A 17,551-nucleotide genomic window follows, 5' to 3' on the forward strand; every position below is an offset into this window, starting at 1 on the left:
GGACCTCTCAGGTTTCCTGGTGGCCCATCCCGTACCTTTGCCCTGCTCTGAGACCCCGGCCGAACCGGTAAGCCTGACCATAGCGGCTTTCCCAGTGCTGCCCCCGGATCCAACACGGCGAAGGCTTCAGCACGACCATGATTTCGAGGCTGCCACAGGGCTTCAGTACCCGCTGTCTACGCTTCACGAATGACGTTGCCGTCACCCATGCAAGACTCGCTTCCGGCTGGCGGGCTCCGCCTTTGCCGCGAGGGCGTCGAACCCTCTGGGTCACGTTGAAAGGTTTCAGGTCACATTCTTCCTCCTTTCCAGGACTTATCCTGACGCAAGCTGGTCCCACATGCGGCGTAACTTCTACGAACTCGCCGCCCCCGGCCCCGCGCCCATTGCGAGCGAGGCGCTCAAGCATATCGCCGAGTTCTATGCCATCGAGAAGGACATCCGTGGCCGTAGCGCCGAGGAGCGCTGTCTCGTTCGGCAACAGAAAAGTCGACCACTGGCGGAAGCCTTCGAGCGGTGGCTCCGGGCAAAGCTCCCGCTGATTAGCCACGACACGAAGCACGCCGGGTGGAGAATTGTGGACACACGATGGGACGTTGGCAAAGTTGGCTGGGATTGAAAAAGAGACGCCGAGAGTAGCGTGACACCATGGTCTGGCCTTATTTGAGGCGGAAGTCGCCGGCACAAAAGTGCAGGTGCTATATTGGGAAGGGCGGAATATGTCGAATGAGCGGAAAAGCATTGTCTGCGCAGGACAGATCTTGGTTGATGGCAGTCCAATGCGCTGCAAGGTCCGCCACCTCACGGCATCCTCCGCAATCGTTCAGACGCCTGACGCGCGTTTCATGCCCGCAGCTTTTGGGCTGCGCGTTCCAAGCGCGGACGTCGATACGATATGCCAGGTAGTTTGGCGTGATGCGCGCCGACTTGGCGTGACATTTTTGAACTAGTCGACAACAGTTGCCCAGACGCATCACCGTCCTGAACTCGGACCCTATTGAGTTGTAGGTTTGCAGGACACCTCGACTTGATTTCGGCCGGTGCCGCCGCATGAGGCGCATCGCATCGCTCCTGAAGAGCAAGCGTCAACCACGGAGTGAAAGACCTGAAGACAATTTGAGCTGGACGCGCGGAGCCTTCATCGACCACGCGTCGACGGTCACTCTTCTGCGTAACTGTGAGTACGACAGATATCCGCGAGCAGCGCACCGCTACCGAGCCGATGCCAGTTATGATCTCTCGCTCGGGCAGATGGCCGTGGCGCACCAGCCGTTGGCGGCCATCATCGGTAACCTGCGGCGTGCCTGCCGAGCAAAGCCGCCACTTCGGCCTCCACGGCCTGCATCAGCAGCGCTCGCGCGCCGCTGCGAAAAACCTCGGTAAGCGGGTCCGCGAAGCTTCCTGGCTGGGAAAATTGAAAACCGTTAGTGTCGGTCACGGCGCCTTCGATGGAAACTGGAGGCTTCGAACACCACCACGATACGCCGCCTTACCTCTTCATGCTGTCACCAACTTTCGCCCATAGCCCATCCGGTCGATCCACTTGCGAAATGGATGACCTTATCGGATCATCGATTCAGCAATTGTCCAGAAACCTGTTCAGCCTCTTCAACGCCGCTGCTGTTCCAAGCTGCAACCTACTCGACCATGACGCGCTCCACATTCCGTAAACCGCGCAGCGCGCCCTCATCATGCCGCTCTTCGCCCCGCCAGTAGCAGATTTGCAGCGTCTTGGACAACGGCCCGCCTCCCTTCTTCTCGCAGGCCCTCCAAGCTCCAAACAGCGCGCTTCCGCCTTGCGCGGTACACCCATAGAAGCTTCGACGCTCGGCGCGGCTTGGACTCTTGACAACCGCTTCTGCCGCGGCCCGGCGTGGCGAGCGCAAGCTCCGGCAAAGCCGGCCGAGCCAATCGGCCGCGAAACCGTTGGAGCACAGTATCTTGGCACACCCGGGGACGTTGATCTGCTTACAAGGATGCCGCGGCACTGGATCGATGAGGCGTTGAAGTCGCCGTGACGGCGTCACGACTGCCGCTTTCACATGTCGATTGGACCGCTTATCAACTGAGGTGTATTCCCCGTCGATGACTCTGCGCGATCTCGATTGAACAGGCTTTCTTGTGCTGCTCGAACGAAAGGCTCTCTACACCCGCCTCGATCAACCCCTGCTCACCCTAGCACCCACTTTTCGTGGAACGAGAGTCGTGATTCAAGCGAGATAATACCCGAAGCAAGAGAAGTCCGCTTTTCGAGGAAAGATCGCAAGGTGCCTGAAACCTGTTGCCCCTCACCGGTGACATTGCAGCGTGATTTGAAGCGAGCGCGGATACTTCTGTTGGCGGCGGCCGGACGCGGCCCCCGGTCGATCGCCAAGGAAGTCGGGGTCTAGCCGCGGATTGTCAGCCTTTGGCGGCATCGCTATGCCGAGCAACGTCTTGAAGGGCTGCAAGACAAGCCGCGGCCCGGCAAGCTGCGATCTATACGAAGACGACCGACAAGCGGATTCTCAAGCTGCTGGATAAGGCGCCCCGCGCAAGGGTTTGCGCGCTGGACCACCCGCCCTCTGCTGGCCGAGGCGCTGGGCGATGTTGATGTCCAATATGTCTGGCGGTCCTGCACAACCACAAGATTGACCTCGCGGCTCGCAGTCCTGGTGGGAGAGCAATGACCCGAACGTTGCGGCCAAAGCTGCCGATGTCGTCGGCCTTTACGTCGCCCCGCCAGCGAAGGCGCTATGCGTGGACGAGAAGCGCTCGATCCACGCCTTGGAGCATCCGAAGTTGCTCAACGGCCGCGCATTGCCCGGCCAGAGCCACGATTAGAAGCGGCATAGTTGCGCCTGAGCTCAGTCCCTGGCCGGCTCGCGCCAAATATTCCAATCCTTTAGTGTCCGTGTCGTACATGGCCGCCCGGGGCGCGGTCCCTTCGCCTGGCACAATGCTTGCTGTGGATCATTCACTGGCTGGGACGAGGGAAGCGACGACCAGACGTGGGAGATATGTCACGATGAGTGCAACACCTTTGATCGATGATGTCATTCCGCGCGGCAACGTTGTGAAACGCGCAGCGCGCATCGGTGCCGAAATCAAAGATCTGAGGCTCACGGGCGATTTGCCGACCCAGATCATCGCTGCGATCAGTGGCCTGTTACTCGAGCACAAGGTGATCTTCTTCCGTAACCAGAGCCACCTTGATGATGCTGGGCAGGAGCGCTTTGCAGCTCGGTTCGGAAAGCTGGTACCGCACCCGATGCTCGGTGCTGCCAACGGAACTGCGTCGCTCCTTGAGCTCGACTCCACCCGCGGCGGAGGTCGCGCTGACATATGGCACGCAGATGGGACCTTTGCCGACGCATATCCGAAGATTCTGGTTCTACGAGCCGTTGTAATCCCATCGTTCGGCGGCGATACGCTGTGGTCGAATACAGCAGCCGCGTATCTCGATCTGCCGCCTCCGCTACAACGGCTTGCCGACGGCCTCTGGGCCGTTCACAGCAACCTCTTCGATTACGCCGGAATGGCCCGTGTCCGCGAAGTCGACAAGAAGCATTTTGACGATGTCTTCACCAGAACCATCTTTGAGACCGAGCATCCTCTCGTCCGCGTCCACCCCGAGACCAGTGAACGCACGCTATTGCTCGGCGCGTTGGTACAGCGGTTTGTCGACATTCCCAAATATGACGGTCAGAAACTGTTCGATTTATTCCAATATCATATCACTGCAGCCGAGAACACCGTGCGTTGGAACTGGACGGAGGGCGACGTCGCGATATGGGACAACCGCGCAACGTTGCACTACGCGGTCAACGATTATGGCGATCATCATCGCGTCATGCGCCGGGCCACGATCGATGGCGACGTGCCCGTAAGCGTCGACGGCCGGCGCAGCATAACGCGGCTCAAGATCAGCAAGCAGCCGCCCTCGATACCGCCCATCATACTCCAAGCTGGACAATCGAGCGAGCCTGGCTGAACGGAGCTGTTCCCGCTGAGTCCCACTGGTTGACTGCTCCCGCTGAATTCGTCTGAGGTCCAGCGCACGCGCCCCATACGTCGTTGTTCCAAGGGTAGTCACCGTGAAAAGTTGCCGTATGGATCGCTCGAGCTCCAAATCGGAGCCTCTGTCGATACAGTTGGAGCAGATGATGACCCGACTTACACCATTGCGTCGATGACGCACGTGTTGTGTCGGCGACCTTTGCAGCCGACCCGCTTGCGCGTCAGCTCAATCGTCGCTTTCATCTCCGCATGGTTTGTTCTGGTGGCGCTCACGGCCTGCTTGAATAGATTTTTGTCCTCCTCTCTGCCGGCGTACTCCGTTCGAATTCCTGGCGAGCCAGCACCGCTTATCCAACTGAAGACCATAAAGCTCTCGCCGGTAGCCTATTTGCCGAGCGGACATCCCAGATTCGCGACGTTCGGTTATAGGCAGCATCGACCTCTTGAGCCGAGGTTCGAATGGTAAGAAGGTTCGCTTTCGAGGAGCTGACGAACTCGAACAGAATGGCCGATCGAACAGCCGGAAACGTGCGGTTGGTGATGCCGATCGCCGATACGCTCGGGCCAGCGGGCTTGCAAGGCGCTTGTGCATCCTGACCAAGGATCCGAGGTCAAGCCGACATCACGAACCATTGGAGCAGCATGGAGCTTACGCTAGGTGATCTCGAAGTACCGCTGACGTTCAAAGTCGGTAACACGATGTTGAACGGATTCCCATTCCCAACGGCGCGAGCAAGAAAAGGCTTCAACAAACCTGTCTCCAAAGACATCCCTGGCGACTGGAGACCGTGCAAATCGGTATGTCGCCTCTGATAAGCTTTGCGGAAGTCTAGCGGAAGTATGGCAGGTCTTCTCGCTTGCATCACCGACGATCGAAGCCGGCAATGCAGCATCTTCTTCGATTCCCAGAATGCCTGAACCGATCGCGCACGGAGCGCGAGATATGGGTTCATGTCCGCGCCTGTCAGCCTGTACTCTAGGCGATGAGCAGACGGGTCTCCCGGAATGACCCGTACCGCACAGGAACGGTTGTCAACTCCCCAGCTTGGACAGGTTGGAGCCCAGCAGCCGGGCACCAACCGCTTGTAGCTATTGAAGTTCGGCGCGGCGAGCACACAGAAATCACTCATGTATTTCAGCTGTCCGCCAATGAATTGACTCATCTGTTTTGAGATACCGCGGAACCTGTCGCGGTCGTAGAACGCATTGTCACCGTCGGACGCAACTGAGATGTGAATATGTCCGGACTGGCCGGGCCATTTCTCAGAAACCTTGGCCATGAAAGTGGCCATCATGCCCCGCGTTTGCGCCCACGCCTTTATCACGATTTGAGTACGATTGCTCGATCCGCGGCCTCCAGCGCATCACAATCATGAAGTGACGCTTCAATGACGCCAGGCCCCGTTTCAAAGTGCAGCCCGATAAGAGGTATTCTGGCCTTGTCACAAAGCACCAAGATCTCACCGAACAGCTCCTGGTGTGCGACAGAGCGCGCAATCGAGTAACCGAATGGACCACGCGTTAACGGAACCCATTTGTCAAAGGGCTTCTCTTCTATCGTGTCTGCGTTCTCCTTGAACAGCATAAATTCAAACTCGAACCCGGCAGCGCAGCTGTATCCATGGTTAGCAGCCCTTCGAAGGACCTTGCGCAGAACGCCACGCGGGCAAATACCCTCATGCGCGCCCGTAAACTCGGCGAGGTAGAGGCGTTGATCCCCGACATAAGACACAGCACGTCCGGTGCTTGACAGTATACGCAGATCGGCGTCTCCGAACGCCGACAGAGGCTTCTGCGTGAAGCCGGCTGGTATCACTCGGTCCGAACAATCCCAGGCGAGCACCGCTTCAGAGAACTTGATGACTCCGTCTCGATCCGAGACATCTTCCTGTAAGATGTGTTTGCCCCGCAGGACGCCATCAAAATCACTCACACCGATCATTGTCGCGTGGGTTGGATTCACCCCAATAGCATCGGTTAACATCAGTTGCGATCCTGCGTCATCAAATCAAACACGTGGTCCATCCGCATCGCTCGCAACTTGCGATAATCATCCTCAAGCTGATTCAATTCGTTATTCACCAGATAAACAATTCCCGGTGTCGATGCTAAGTCGACCGTCGGAACCAGGTTTTGGCCTATCGGAACGAAAGCAATGGCATCAGCGAAGCTCGGGAGCTTGCGAATCGTTTCCAGACCCGAATAGCCGCTAACAACACCGGCCGTGTCGGAAATCAGCGAGACGCACAGTGCATGAGCCTGCCGTTTGTAAGCCCCACGCCGCCTCATATACGCAGCAAAGCCTTGGGGATCTGCGTAGCGCCACGCCGTCAGCGCCATATGGTTATGACCCAACGCCATTGTTCGTGCTTTTGCCGACATGGTTCCTTGAAGCCTCGCTCCGAAGTCCACCAAAACCGGTCCCCGATGGTCGACGATGATCTCGGCATGAGCAGGTCCGTCGACAATCTGAAGCGCCTGCAAAGCGCGCACCAAGTAGTCGGACAGTTCATGAACAATCGGTTCCCTGCCCCCCAACAACCGCTCCACCGAGCAAACCGACGACGCCCCCTCAATAGGAACGGTGTCATAGGTCCAGGCCTCGGTAACGAAGGCTTCGCCGTCGATCGAGACCGCATTTACGGTGTACTGCTGGCCGTTTATCTTCTCCTGTCCAAGCGCAAAATGATTGAACGCTCCTGTACGGTTCGTCTTCCCGACAATTGCGCCTACAGCTCTCCGAATATCGGCGTCAGTCGAGCAAAAGAACACATCCTCGGTACCCGTACTGTTCAGAGGCTTGACCACGATTTCATCGAGATCCGCGCGATGCTTCCAGTTTGTGACCTCTTCAGCATTATTGGACACGACCTGCCTGATCGATCGCACGCCTGCAGCGCCCAGCGCGTCAGACAAACGCGCCTTGTCACGTCGGGCGGCTGACAGCGCCGTCCCATTTGAAGGTAACCCTAGCCGCTCCGACAGCGAGTCGGCGAGCTCAACACCGGTTTCGCACCCCCGATAACAAACTCCAGCTTCCTGCCGCGGAGGACCTGAGCATGAAATTCAACGATCTCCTCATTAGACATTTGCTCGGGCGGACGAATGACTTCATCATACAGATCTGCATTGAAATGCGGTTGAAAGATCGCAGGAATTTGCGCAGCAGACATCACGTGCACCGTTCCAATTTCATAACGCTCAAACTCCTCCGGTAGGTATCGACCGGTCGAGTATGCGTCCACGATTACGCAACTGCGTTCCTTCATGCGGATCTCCGATACTGCAAGTAGATGTTGCCCGAGGCGACAGCCGTAATGAGAACATCTCCAACGAACGTATGTGAGGAAGGCACGATGCGAGAATCGAAGTACTGGAACAGAAAGGTGATGATAGGAGCCGTGGACAGGACCATGTTGATTGTGAAGGGCTCTACGCCGCGAATGCCCGCTTGGATCAAGAGCAAAGGAACGATGATCGTCGACAGCCCAATCGTTGCGATTGCAAGCCAATGCTGCGAGATCTCAAGCACGAGAGAGGAATAGTCAACCAGTCCCAGCAGCAGCAGAATGGTTGCGTTAAACCGATGGGCCAGCACTTGCCGTACAGAAAACCCACGGTCGAAGAGCAACTTGACGAGAATATTTGTGAGGGCCAGCGATAGACCGGCCACGATTGCCAAGACGATGCCAAAGGACGATCGAGTCCCCCACTCCATGCCCGCGTTGCCGCTAGCCGAGATCCAAATCATGTAGCATCCAATCGCCGCGATCGTAACGCTCACGACAACATCGGATGCTGGAGGGACGCCCTGTCGCCTGATCAGTGCATTTAACCACACTGTTGCTGTGGGCCCTAACGCCACCATGAACGCGACGACGATCGCCGGTTCTGCATATTTGAGACCGATGAACAAGCCGATCCAGCTTATCGCGGTCACGACATTGAGCGAGACAAGAACCAGGAGCGAGCGCTTCGTCAGCCGCGCCTCGCCTCCCTCGTGGCGAGCTAGGAGATTGAACATTAGACAAACCGCAGCAAAGGACAGCAGCAGAGCGACGAACACGTCTGCCTGCTGAAAATACGACGCGGCATAAACCTCCCCTGCGGCGCTCACGACGACATAAAGCGCCACAAAGAGAACTCCTAGAGCGAAGCGACTTGCCGATCGCCCGCTCTTGTTCTGCCCATGGAATGCTGCAGCACGCCCCCAGAACCATGCTCGCGCATCAGTCCCGAGCGCCTCTCCTTTCGACCTTAACGGACCGCGCTTCGATTGAAATGTCACCATCCGCCTCTATTGCTTCTTTGTTTGGCGATAGGCAGCACACGCCGCTCCAAATGCCGCGAACAATTGCTGGCTGAGGAGATCGGTTGCTACGTGCCATTCGGGATGCCATTGCACTCCGATTTGCATTGTCGGCGCGCCAATGACTGAAGCTGCCTCGACCAGGCCGTCAGGCGCCCACGCCTCGCGCTTTAGCGCGGCGGCAAGTGTCTCTATGCCTTGATTGTGCAGGGAGTTAACTGGCGCTGCGACGGCGCGCGCGATCGGAAACAGCGCACCGTCAGAACATATTCTCACGCTGTGTGCGGCATCGTACTGGCGGTCCCTTGGACGATCTGGTTTCTCGGCATGCATCTGGCCACTCTCGGGCCTCCACGCCGCAAGCGATGGCCGGAGTGTGCCGCCGAAATAAACGTTGAGTTCCTGAAGTCCACGGCAGATGCCTAGCATCGGCATTCCGAGCGCAGTGGCGTTCTCAATGGCTACCGCAAAGAGCCTGTCGCGAGGGCGGTCAAGAGTCCCGCCCTCAACATCCTGCTGGTCATCCCCTGTCGATGACCGAGGCGCCTTCAGGACGTCAGGATCGATATTTGACTCGTCTCCTGTCAACACCAGACCGTCAAGCCTGCGCATGATCGCCAGGGCGGAGCCGCCCCTCGCATCCTCTGCATCGATCGTGTGCAGTATGATGCACGCCACCCCCGCATGATGAAGGAGCGCCTGCACATACTTGCGCCGCAACCAGTCGCGATGAACACCATCGATCAAGACACGGTTCGACGTGACGCCAACCACGGCTCGCGCGTTGTCTGGACCTGGCAATGTCACGCCAATTGCCCCGTCGTGCGGGAACCGGCCAGCGACTGCTCATAGAGGCGTCGATTTCGCTCCTTCAACTGAGTTATGACGCTAGGTTGGCCCTGAGGTCCCCTGACAAAGAGCCCTCCCCAGCTTGCGGCAACTTTCGCGTAGTCCGGATCCTGCATTCGAATTTTTCGCGCTTTGTGCACAGCCAAAACGGGATACCTGGCGAAAGGTGATGCTCAAGATGGTACTCATCGAGATTCTGCCCAAAAATCGCCCGCTCGAGGAAGCTTCCTTTCCGATTCCTCGTTAGATAGACGTTCTGCGTCTCGGTTTCGCACATTGATGAGTGCTCGGCGAGCTCGATAAACCAGCCGAGGACCTGAAACGTGGTGAGATAGGGCACAATCCAGAACAGGACGACGATATGGAGCAGCCCAAGAGCATATGATCCGGCCAGTATGCTGATCCAGAACAGATAGAAGCCGTACTTGTCCACGAGCATGCCTGACCGGCTCTGGTCCTCGACATCTGCTATCGCAAACCGATTGGTCCAGAGATATTTCAGATATGCGATTGTCGCGCCGCCGAATATCGGCTTCCAGATGATGTTGAAAGCGTAGCGCTCCGGAGGCTGCACCTTGTAAACGCCGCTGGCCAGGAAGAACTTCAGGTCGGGATCCTTGTCGGGATCGCCCAGATACGGGTGATGCAAATAGACGTGTGAAATCCGGTAGGCCCAGTGGCGCTGAAACAACGGATAGGCAGCGAATAGGATCCCGAGTAGGTAATTCCACGTCGTGTTCTTTGCGAGCGTGCGGTGAGCCGCATCGTGAGCGATTGTTGTCAATCCGCGCTGGTAGGCGCCGATCAGAAGAACTGCGACCGGATAGAGCCACCATGACACGCACACCGTCGCGAGCGCGCAAGCTGCAATTACAGCGCAATCTTTGGTAATATAGGCGGCTCCCGTTATATTGTCGGGCCTCAGCTTGGAGAGTTGCTTATTGATCTCGCCGCTGAATTGCACGGCCTCATAGCGTGATGACCTCAGTTTCCAAGCTTCTGCCTGATTCATGAGAACCTCTTCCTGATTGCCTTGCAGGTTGTCAGATTGCGGAAAGCGCCTTGTCCAGATCGCGCGCGATGTCGTCGACATCTTCGATACCGACGCAAAGTCGGATCGAGCCGCCAAAGATGCCGGCGGCCTCGCGTTTTTCCCGTGGGACGGTGGTGTGGGTCGTAGAAACCGGATGCGTCACGAGCGTACGTGCATCTCCCACATTCGAAACGTGATACATCAAGCCGACGTTCTGGATGAACTTGCGCCCTGCCTCTTCGTCCTCCACCTCGAACATGACCATAGCCCCGTGTCCGTATGCGGCGTTGAGTGTCTGGTCGACGGTTTCCCGATCCGCTCCTTCAAAGAGCCCCGGATAGAAGACACGGCGCACTTTTGGATGCTCGTTAAGAACCTCGGCCACGATCCTGGCGTTTGCGCAGTGCTGCTTCATGCGAAGCGGCAGCGTTTCAAGCCCTTGGATCAGTTGAAAGCTGGCAAAGGGGCGATGGCCGCGCCAGTATCGCGCAACCAAGTCATGCGGGCCTTTAGGAGAAACTCACTCTTCCCTAGATCATCGACATCGCGCAGCGCGTTGCGCCAGATAATCCCGCCATGCGCATCATCAGGACTGTTGAACAACGGAAAACGAGAGGCTGCCTGGTAGCTGAATTCACCGTTGTCAACGATGAGCCCGCCGAGCGTCGTGCCATGACCGCAGATATATTTCGTCGCGGAGTACGTTGTAATCGCAGTGCCGAGAGCTGACGGCCGGCATACCAGTGGCGTCGTCGTATTGTCCACGACCAGGGGAACGCCGTACTTTCGGCCGATCTCCGCCAGCCGTTTGACCGGAAGCGGGATCAAACAAGGATTTGAAATCACCTCTCCGAACAGACATATCGTGCGATCATCGATGGCGCGTTCAAATGTCTCGGGCCTTCGAGGATCTGCCGTCCTAACGCTGATGCCGAGACGCTTCAATGTGTTGTGGAGCAGATTCCAAATATTGCCATATAGATACGGAGATGCGACGACATTGTCCCCCACTTCGCCACTTGACAAGTTGACGATAGCGAGGAACGTCGCCGCTTGACCTGATGCAACGGCGAGGGAGTCGCTTCCCATATCGACGGCCGCGTACCTCCTTTCCAGCGCGCGGGTCGTCGGATTGATGATCCTGGTATAGGTGAACCCATCAGCCTTTACGTTGTACACGTCAGCAATGTGATTTAGGTCGCCGTCGAGTTCATAAGCCGTGTTCTGGTAAATCGGCACTGCAACGGCTTTCGTCACCGGGTCGCGTCGATAGCCCGCGTGCAAGACAGCCGTTTCGGCCGAAAATGAGAGCTGCGAGGTCCTTGCGCCTGGAGGTGACACCTCGACGCGAGTCCCGCAAGTCTGCGGGGCTAACATCGGCCCTGCTGACGGAGCCTGAGCGGACCGGAAATATGTACGAAAAGCGCACCCCAACCGCTCGATCCAACTGGATTGAATTTCCCCAATACAACCGACCCGAAAACTCCGCGTCGCAAGGTGCAGCTTGGCGTAGACATAAAGGTTATGGGCCGCCAAGTGACGATATAGCCCGTCGAATCCGGCTTGATCCGCGATTCCGGAAGGCGCATTGAACGCGACGCAAACCGGCGACCGCAAGTCCGCAGACAGCAGCGGAGACACCACTCCTTCGAGTTGCTTGACGAGATCGTCCCTTACTTTCTCGTACCTACGCCGTCTGACATGAACACCTTCCCCGTCCAAAATCTCCAACGCCTTCGTGGTTGCCTGAACGATGTGGGTCGGGGGAGTCGACCGCCACTCGCCTGTGCGCTCGAGCGAGAGCCATTGGTCCCTCACGTCAAGCACAAATGACCTCGGCTCCTGGCCGCATTCTCCAGCAGCACGCGAGACGCGATGACAAAAGCGACTCCCGGCGGCCCTTCTATGCACTTGTTGCTTGACGTCACCAGGACGTCAGGCCCATCGCCGTTTAGGTCAATGTTAATCGCACCGAAGGAGCTCATGCAGCCGACGATGGTCTGTACACCGCGTCGTCTCGCGTCCTCGACGATCTGTTCCAGCGGATTAACGATCCCCGTCGTCGTCTCGCAATGCACAAGACATAAGTGCGTCACGCCGGGATTTCGGCTCAGATGTTCGGCAACCTGCTGAGGGTCCAACGGCTCGGTAGCTCGCTTGACAAGCTTCAGCGCTTCGATGCCCCAGAGCGCAGAATTTTAAGAATGCGCTCGCCGTAGATGCCGCTTATGCAAACGAGCGGCTTGTCGGCCTGGGACACAAATGAAGACAGAGCGGCCTCCATTGCAAAGGAGCGGCCTCCCTGAATAGGGACCACCGAGTAGTCCTCGGCATTCCCCAGCAGATTGAGCATCAGCCACCTCATGCGGGTGGTCACGTCCTTGAACTCGCAATCGCGCGATGCTAGATCAAGCTGCATCTGGCTCTTCACCGCTTCCGACAGCGACAATGGACCAGGCGTCAGCAGAGATCGCTGTCTTGTCACACAAACCTCCTTAAGTTGTGTTGGTCAACGGAGCTCAAGCTTGACGGCCGCCTGGGAAGTTCGACGACGCCAACGGCACTCATAAAATACGCCATGCGTGCATCTGTATCCGCGCGCGATCGCCAACGGGACTCATTCTACGTGAGCTTGTGACTTGAGACATTCGCACACCGGCGCTCCTTGAGAATTTGGGACGTTGGGGACCTAAGCCGCCTATCTCAAGATCGTACAACTTGACGCCAGGTCCGTTTCAACCCTCTCCGAGGTTTTGTCGCGTGAATTTTTCCTGACACGCATCTTTAGTGGCAGCTAAAGACCGACGCAGCGGCAGAGTTTGAGGATTCCAGCGAGCTGGCTGCAAGTCCTTAGGGCGACAACAGGATGGTCGGCGTTTCGCCTGCTAGCTCGATGCCTGCAGACAAGTGAAGTTGGCTGATCCTCTCGCTTCATGCGCGATCCTTGCCGAAACCAGGCCGGAATACCGGGTTTCTGCAGGCGGATCTTCGCGCTGATCAGTGTGTAGAAGACCTTGAAGCGCTTGAGCAACGAGATTGCCTGACCGCGACGCCGCGCGGTGGTCCTTTATCATTGCGTCGTAGACTCTGACCTGGAGCATGGGACGGCGTTTCTTGAGCTCCTCCGCTCCTGCCCAAGCTCCATCTCTGGTCGCGAATTCGGTTTTGAACTGACCGTCGACTTCGCGCACGTAACCAGAAGCGGGCAATCGACGAGCGGGTGCGACCATTTTGTTCCTTTAGAGGACAATTCGGATCGATGCCCCTGCTTAACCCGAGTCGCCTTGGCCAGCCAGCAGACTGGTGAGCTCATCTCCTACAAAATCTATCGTGCGATGCGCAGTGTCAGGTTCTGCGCTACGAACCGCCAAGGATTGCGCGCGCTATCAAGGCACCGACCACAACTTCCGCTGACTGCTCAGGCGTTTGCTCCATGGTCCTGAGATGAATTTCGGGTCTTATGGGGGCTTCGTAGGACGCATCGATGCCGGTGAAGCTCTTGATCTTACCGTACTTCACTCTTGAATAGAGACCTTTGGGATCGCGCCGCGTGCATTCTTCGATCGGCGTGTCGACAAAGACTTCGATGAACTCCTCCCCACCTACCAAGTTGCGCACCAGGTCTCGATCCGCCCTGTAAGGCGAGATAAACGAGCAGATCACGATCAAGCCGCTGTCCGCCATCAACTTGGCAACTTCTCCGACACGCCGAATGTTCTCCGCGCGGTCGACATCGGAGAAACCGAGGTCCACATTTAGTCCGTGCCGGACGTTGTCCCCATCCAGCAACATGGCATGCCGCGACATTGCAAACAACTTCTGATCGACGATATTGGCAATCGTCGACTTTCCCGCGCCGGACAGGCCGGTGAACCAGATAATGCAAGGCTTCTGGTTCTTGAGGGCGGCCCCGCTCCTTCCTTCCCACGTCAAGGGGTTGCCAGGCGACGTTTGCAGCCCGTCGCAATGGAGATGCGATCATGCCGGCTGCGACCGTACGATTGGTATAACGGTCGATGAGGATGAATGATCCGGTCTTGCGATTCACTTCGTAAGGATCGAACGCCGCGGGCAGTGCCGTTGAGACATTGCAAAAGCCGATCTCATTGAGACTCAGCGTCCTAGCTGCCTGATGCTCACGCGTATTGACGTCGATCTCGTGCTTGATTGCGGTAATGTAAGCGGCTGTGGTCTGCGTCCCGATGCGCAGAATGTAGTTGCGTCCGACAATAAGCGGGTCCTCATCCATCCAGATCAGATGAGCGGCGAACTTGTCGGCGACCTGCGGCCGCTCGGTCGGTCGTGCCAGGAGATCGCCACGGCGGACATCGATCTCGTCTTCAAGCGCAATCGTGATGGCGTCGCCGGACTCAGCGCAAGCGAGATCGCCGTCCCGAGTCACGATCCGCTTGATTCGCGCGATCCGCCCGGATGTGGCGACAACGATATCGTCTCCCACAGAAATGCTCCCCGAAGCCACGGACCCGGCATAACCGCGGAAATCCATATTCGGCCGGTTCACCCACTGGACAGGAAAGCGGAACGCCTGGCCCGCGCTGTCGGAGCCGATGTCAATGCTCTCAAGGTGACCGAGCAGGCATGGGCCATCATGCCACTGAGTATTACAGGAGCGATCGACGACATTGTCGCCGTACCGGGCGGAGATCGGAATCGGAACGATCGAGGCAAAGCCAAGATCGGCAGCAAACGCCACATAGTCTGCGAAGATCCGGTCAAAGATCTCTTTTTTGTAGCTAACGAGGTCAATCTTGTTCACGGCCAGGACGAGATGCCGAATACCAAGCAGCGAACAGATGAAGGAGTGGCGCTTGGTTTGGACCAGCACGCCCTTGCGTGCATCGATCAGGATGACCGCGAGTTGAGCGTTGGAGGCGCCGGTGGCCATGTTGCGGGTGTACTGTTCGTGGCCGGGCGTGTCGGCCACCATGAACGAGCGCCGCTCTGTCGCAAAGAAGCGATGAGCCACATCGATCGTGATGCCCTGCTCGCGTTCAGCTTCAAGCCCGTCGACGAGCAACGCGAAATCGACGTCGCGGCCGGAGGTGCCGTGCTTGGCACTGTCCCGTTCAAGCGCCGTCCACTGATCCTCGTAAATCAACTTGCTATCGTGCAGCAGGCGGCCGATCAGGGTCGACTTCCCGTCGTCCACTGAACCACATGTGATGAATCGCAACTGATCCTTTGACTTGGGTTGGAACGGTTCCACTATCGGCTTGGCAAGCATCAAAAGTAGCCTTCCCGCTTCTTCTTCTCCATCGAACCGGTTTCATCGGTATCAATCAGGCGTCCCTGGCGCTCCGACAGCCTCGCGGTCCGCAGTTCCGCGACGATATCTTCGATCGTCGCTGCACCGGGCTCAATAGCCCCGCTCAAAGGATAACATCCAAGCGTACGGAAACGGATCATCCGCATTTCCGGAACTTCGTCGGAGTCAAGCGGCAACCGCTTGTCATCGATCATGATCATCGCGCCATTTCGACGCACGATCGGCCTTTGCCTTGCGAAGTAGAGCGGGACAACCGGGATCTTCTCGAGCATGATGTATTCCCACACATCGATTTCGGTCCAGTTTGACATCGCAAAAACGCGCATGGTTTCGCCCCGGCGGATCCGTGTGTTGAACAGGTTCCAGAGCTCCGGCCGCTGGTTACGCGGGTCCCATACGTGTCCCGCGGAACGGAACGAGAGTATCCTTTCTTTTGCGCGGCTCTTTTCCTCGTCGCGCCGCGCTCCACCAAAGGCAGCATCAAATTCGTGGAGGTCGAGCGCCTGCTTCAGCGCGTCGGTCTTCATCACCTGGGTATGAAGCGCAGAGCCGGCGTCGACCGGATTGACCCCGCGCGCGACGCCCTCCTTATTTATGTGGACGATCAGCTGGAGGCCGAGCCGCTTGGCTGTCTCATCCCGGAAGCTAATCATCTCGTGGAACTTCCAAGTCGTGTCCACGTGAAGCAGGGGGAAAGGCAACTTTGCGGGATAGAATGCCTTGATCGCGATGTGCAGCATCGCGCTCGAGTCTTTACCGATCGAGTAAAGCATCACCGGTCTTTTGAACTCGGCGACCACGTCACGCATAATTTCGATCGATTCGGATTCGAGGCGGCGTAGATGTTTCGGCAGCATGTGTTCTTTTCGGTGCAAGATCTTTGTGATCGCCGTTTCATGGCTCGAGCCCGGATGAGGAATGCAAGCGGCGCAAACGGCTCGCCAAGGCGAAGGGCTCGTCGATCAGGTCAAACACTGCTTGAGGCAGCAGACATGCATACCCGGCATCCTATCGCATTCACCGCAGTCCGCCTCACACGTGATCGGGGTGCAATCAGCCCGTGTGGGCTAAGCATCTTGGCTAGATCAGCCAGCGTATTTTGATCGCAAGTATCCAGATCACCCTAAGGTATTTTGAAGAGCTGCTCAAGCCGCACGACATCACCCAAGAGCTTCTCGATAGATGCGTCAGGCTTCTGAATGCATCCAGCCCCCTACCCCATAAGCTTCTGCGCAAGATTGCCCCGTACAGCAGAGCCACCAGTGAATTCGCCGACCGGAAAATTCTCCTCAACTTCGATGCCCGCTAGGTGTTTGCGCCTCTCCGCACTATCGATATCGGACGCGGAGCGAAAGTTCTCTGAGATTGCTGTTCAGTTCGATCGATTGGGGGATCCCAGAAGCATTGAGTTGCTCCCCGATTGCTCAGCAGCTGAGACGAAGTCAAGGGACCAGCGCGATTGAACGACGATCGGCCGCGCATATGGAAAGATGCAAACAGGGTGGGAACTTTAAGAGGTAACCAGACGGCACATGGGACATTGTTGCATCCAATCGATACGATGCTGTTTGCTTAACCATTGAAAATGTAAATGCGACATGCACCTCGCATATGATCGGCAAGCATCAGTGAAATTCGGCAAGGAGCAGAGAGGTCGACGAGTGGGAAAAGAAACAGACCATCACTTGGCTGGGACTGCCAATTTCGCCAGCTCTTCATCGATCGCGACCCAACTACCCGTGGAGGCCGCCGCTGGTCCGTCTAGAGCATTTTCCGACCGGAATGAATCGGGTGGGGATTCCCAAAACGGCGCGAGTCAGATTCAAGCTGCATGCTGGCGAGGGAGGCCAGCATGTATGGCCAGGGCGCTTTCGGTTGATCTTCGTCAAAGGGTTATAGCCGCGATTGACGGTGGCATGTCCTGTCGACAGGCTGCTGAGCGCTTTGGTGTCAGCGCGGCCAGTGCGATCCGCTGGCGCGGTCGCCTCAAGGAAGTTGGCGACATCGTTCCTAAACGCCAGGGCGGTGACCGCAAATCGCAGCGCATCGAAGCGCATTCGCAATTGATTCTGGA

The 17,551-nt window shown here is 57.3% G+C and carries 11 protein-coding genes and 6 pseudogenes; 4 read left to right on the plus strand and 13 right to left on the minus strand.

Annotated features, from left to right (window positions below):
- Positions 1–331: 331 nt before the first annotated feature.
- Positions 332–595, plus strand: a pseudogene (locus K359_RS0142460) (transposase); the annotation flags it as partial.
- Positions 596–1,191: 596 nt separating this feature from the next.
- On the opposite strand, the pseudogene K359_RS65090 reads toward K359_RS0142460, so the two are convergent.
- Positions 1,192–1,438: pseudogene (locus tag K359_RS65090) on the minus strand (IS256 family transposase); the annotation flags it as partial.
- 781 nt (positions 1,439–2,219) lie between these two features.
- Here K359_RS65090 and K359_RS59900 point away from each other — a divergent pair.
- Together K359_RS59900 and K359_RS55180 are read left to right on the plus strand one after the other, a co-directional pair.
- A pseudogene (locus K359_RS59900) lies at positions 2,220–2,820 on the plus strand (helix-turn-helix domain-containing protein); the annotation flags it as partial.
- 187 nt (positions 2,821–3,007) lie between these two features.
- Entirely contained in the window at positions 3,008–3,973 is a 966-nt protein-coding gene (locus K359_RS55180; protein ID WP_051346740.1) for a TauD/TfdA family dioxygenase, read from the plus strand.
- A gap of 680 nt (positions 3,974–4,653) precedes the next feature.
- Here K359_RS55180 and K359_RS66450 read toward each other — a convergent pair.
- The 12 genes and pseudogenes from K359_RS66450 to cysD all read right to left on the minus strand — a co-directional run bounded on the left by K359_RS66450 (position 4,654) and on the right by cysD (position 16,334).
- Positions 4,654–5,983 (minus strand): annotated as a pseudogene (locus tag K359_RS66450) (glutamine synthetase family protein).
- Entirely contained in the window at positions 5,983–7,065 is a 1,083-nt protein-coding gene (locus K359_RS55190; RefSeq protein WP_371261249.1) for an ATP-grasp domain-containing protein, read from the minus strand. Before K359_RS55190 ends, K359_RS66450 begins: the two are co-directional and overlap by 1 nt.
- Positions 6,969–7,268, minus strand: coding sequence for a hypothetical protein (locus tag K359_RS65105; RefSeq protein WP_245284889.1), 300 nt, complete (start codon positions 7,266–7,268; stop codon positions 6,969–6,971). The genes K359_RS55190 and K359_RS65105 overlap by 97 nt, the downstream gene beginning before the upstream one ends.
- Positions 7,265–8,134, minus strand: a complete 870-nt coding sequence (locus tag K359_RS0142490; RefSeq protein ID WP_245284890.1) for an EamA family transporter — start codon at positions 8,132–8,134, stop codon at positions 7,265–7,267. Before K359_RS0142490 ends, K359_RS65105 begins: the two co-directional genes overlap by 4 nt.
- A 162-nt stretch (positions 8,135–8,296) precedes the next feature.
- A complete protein-coding gene (locus K359_RS0142495) occupies positions 8,297–9,115 on the minus strand; it encodes a gamma-glutamyl-gamma-aminobutyrate hydrolase family protein (protein WP_029084581.1) in 819 nt (272 codons plus the stop codon).
- Positions 9,112–10,169, minus strand: a pseudogene (rtxC, locus tag K359_RS55195) (dhydrorhizobitoxine desaturase). Before rtxC ends, K359_RS0142495 begins: the two are co-directional and overlap by 4 nt.
- 31 nt (positions 10,170–10,200) lie before the next feature.
- Positions 10,201–10,686 carry a PLP-dependent transferase gene (locus K359_RS65110; RefSeq protein ID WP_245284893.1) on the minus strand — a complete coding sequence of 162 codons (486 nt, stop codon included), beginning with the start codon at positions 10,684–10,686 and terminating at the stop codon, positions 10,201–10,203.
- The gene (locus K359_RS65115; protein WP_245284894.1) at positions 10,635–11,447 is read right to left on the minus strand and encodes a PLP-dependent transferase; all 813 of its coding nucleotides are present in this window, start codon (positions 11,445–11,447) and stop codon (positions 10,635–10,637) included. Before K359_RS65115 ends, K359_RS65110 begins: the two co-directional genes overlap by 52 nt.
- Positions 11,448–12,004: 557 nt before the next feature.
- A complete protein-coding gene (locus K359_RS65120; RefSeq protein WP_245284897.1) occupies positions 12,005–12,286 on the minus strand; it encodes an aminotransferase class V-fold PLP-dependent enzyme in 282 nt (93 codons plus the stop codon).
- Between the two features lie 71 nt (positions 12,287–12,357).
- A complete protein-coding gene (locus K359_RS65125) occupies positions 12,358–12,675 on the minus strand; it encodes a hypothetical protein (protein WP_245284895.1) in 318 nt (105 codons plus the stop codon).
- 872 nt (positions 12,676–13,547) lie between these two features.
- A pseudogene (gene cysN, locus K359_RS55210) lies at positions 13,548–15,435 on the minus strand (sulfate adenylyltransferase subunit CysN).
- Positions 15,435–16,334 (minus strand): sulfate adenylyltransferase subunit CysD, encoded by a 900-nt coding sequence (gene cysD, locus K359_RS0142530; protein WP_035978131.1) that lies wholly within the window; start codon positions 16,332–16,334, stop codon positions 15,435–15,437. Before cysD ends, cysN begins: the two are co-directional and overlap by 1 nt.
- A 999-nt stretch (positions 16,335–17,333) precedes the next feature.
- Here cysD and K359_RS63705 point away from each other — a divergent pair.
- The coding region (locus K359_RS63705; protein WP_029084587.1) for a helix-turn-helix domain-containing protein at positions 17,334–17,551 on the plus strand (218 nt) is incomplete at its 3' end.

The sequence above is a fragment of the Bradyrhizobium sp. th-b2 genome (genome assembly GCF_000426785.1).
Classification (GTDB): domain Bacteria; phylum Pseudomonadota; class Alphaproteobacteria; order Rhizobiales; family Xanthobacteraceae; genus Bradyrhizobium; species Bradyrhizobium septentrionale.

Coding starts and splice junctions, on each gene's coding strand:
- K359_RS65105 (WP_245284889.1), bottom strand. CDS start 7,268: ATGAAGGAACGCAGTTGCGTAATCGTGGACGCATACTCGACCGGTCGA.
- cysD (WP_035978131.1), bottom strand. CDS start 16,334: ATGCTGCCGAAACATCTACGCCGCCTCGAATCCGAATCGATCGAAATT.
- K359_RS55180 (WP_051346740.1), top strand. CDS start 3,008: ATGAGTGCAACACCTTTGATCGATGATGTCATTCCGCGCGGCAACGTT.